Source organism: Rhodopseudomonas sp. B29 (assembly GCF_000333455.1).
Taxonomy (GTDB): Bacteria; Pseudomonadota; Alphaproteobacteria; order Rhizobiales; family Xanthobacteraceae; genus Rhodopseudomonas.
Genome location: NZ_BADD01000716.1, coordinates 1 through 1,680 on the forward strand (window position 1 = coordinate 1; position 1,680 = coordinate 1,680).

The 1,680-nt window shown below is 67.6% G+C and carries 2 protein-coding genes and 1 tRNA gene; 1 reads left to right on the plus strand and 2 read right to left on the minus strand.

Annotated elements, in window-relative coordinates:
* Nucleotide 1: 1 nt before the first annotated feature.
* The gene (locus I5M_RS25875) at nucleotides 2-907 is read left to right on the plus strand and encodes a LysR family transcriptional regulator (RefSeq protein ID WP_022724047.1); all 906 of its coding nucleotides are present in this window, start codon (nucleotides 2-4) and stop codon (nucleotides 905-907) included.
* Between the two features lie 213 nt (nucleotides 908-1,120).
* On the opposite strand, the gene I5M_RS25880 is transcribed toward I5M_RS25875, so the two are convergent.
* Both I5M_RS25880 and I5M_RS25885 read right to left on the minus strand, forming a co-directional pair.
* A tRNA-Arg gene (locus I5M_RS25880) sits at nucleotides 1,121-1,197 on the minus strand.
* 165 nt (nucleotides 1,198-1,362) lie between these two features.
* A partial coding sequence (locus I5M_RS25885; RefSeq protein ID WP_031337625.1) for a sensor histidine kinase KdpD occupies nucleotides 1,363-1,680 on the minus strand: 318 nt, incomplete at its 5' end.

The window sequence follows — 1,680 nt, forward strand, 5'->3', positions numbered from 1 at the left end:
TATCTTGCGCCTCCTCGCTTTTGTTCGCGTTGTCGAGGCGGGCTCATTCGCTGAAGCCGCGCGGCGGGCGGGGACGACCACCTCGGCGATGTCCAAGGCGGTTGCCCGCTTCGAACAGGCGCACGGGATGCGGCTTTTGCACCGCTCCACCCATTCGCTCGCACTGACCGAAGAGGGCGACCGGCTGATGGAGGCGGGACGCGCGCTGGCCGAAAGCCTCGCCCATGTGCAATCCGCGCTCGGCGAAGTCGCGCGTGACGGCGGACGGGTTTGCGTGACCGCCCCTGCCTCGTTTGCGCGCGCCTGCATTCTGCCGCGACTGCCGGTGTTCCTGCAGGAACGCCCGGAAATCGAGATCGAGGTCAAATTCCGCAACGAGATTCTCGATCTGACCGCGGAAGGCGTGGACATCGCGATCCGCTCTGGTCCTCTCGGCCGCGCACCCGGCCATCAGGCCCGGCGGCTTTGCACGTTCTCCTGGATCGCTTGCGCCTCGCCCGCCTATCTGAATGCACGCGGCGCTCCGACGACTCCCTACGAGCTGTCCGCGCATGACCACGTCGGCTTCCGCAATCCGGCGAACGGCCAGATCCTGAACTGGCGCTTCACCGACCCGCGCGGCAAAGCTCCTGTTCGCTTTGCACCCAAGCCCAAGCATATTTGCGACGATGCGCACGCTTCGCTCGCCTTGGTCGAGGATGGGTTCGGCGTCGGCTGGGGGCCGGAGTGGCTTGTCCGCGAGGGCCTGCGCACCGGCCGGCTCGTCGAAGTACTTGCGCCCTGGCGCGCGCCGGCTGAGGCGCTGTGGATGCTACGCACCACCGACCGCCGCCCGCCCCTGCGCACGCAGCGCGTCATGTCGTTCCTCGCCACGCTTCCTGCCGAATTCAGCGACAAGGCGGGATGAAGCGTCGGCGGTGAGCAGGGTTGCGCGGTCGGCGTGCCGGACCCGATCGGCAGGCGATTCTCACCACAGACGTCGGATACATGTAAGGGTGATGACCAATCGCGACCGGGTTCAGCGACGCGAGCGCAGGCCAACGCTCAGGTCGACATGCCGATGCGGGAGCATCGCCATCTCACCGAGACTGTTCGGAGATTTGTTCTGATGATGGAAATATGGCGCGCCCGAAAGGATTCGAACCTCTGACCCCCAGATTCGTAGTCTGGTGCTCTATCCAGCTGAGCTACGGGCGCATCTGCCGCGGCCTCGCTGGATAATCCTCGCTGGGATTGCCCGGAGCCGCCGGCGTTTCGCAGCGCGGCGGCTGCGAAGGCGCCATAGCTAGCGGCTCCGGTTCGGCTTGGCAAGCGTCGGTTGGGTGTTTTTCCGGCGCGCCGGGATCGGCGCTGGCGATAGGCTCAGGCCCGGGCGCGCTCGTTGCGCAGGCTGTGCAGATCGACCGGGCGGTCGGGGATCGAGATCCGGAAGGTGGCGCCGATGGTGCCTTCGACCAGCTTGATGTCGCCGCCATGGGCGCGGACCAACTCGGCCGCGATGGCGAGGCCGAGGCCGGAGCCGCCGGCTCGCACCGAGCCGTGGAAGGCCTCGAACAGGTGGTCGCGGGCCTTCTGCGGCACGCCGGGGCCGGTGTCGGAGACTTCGAGCACCGTCACCGAGCCTTCGCGGCGGCCGGTGATGCGGATCTGCTGCAGCAGGCTGTCGCTCTGCGGCTGGCT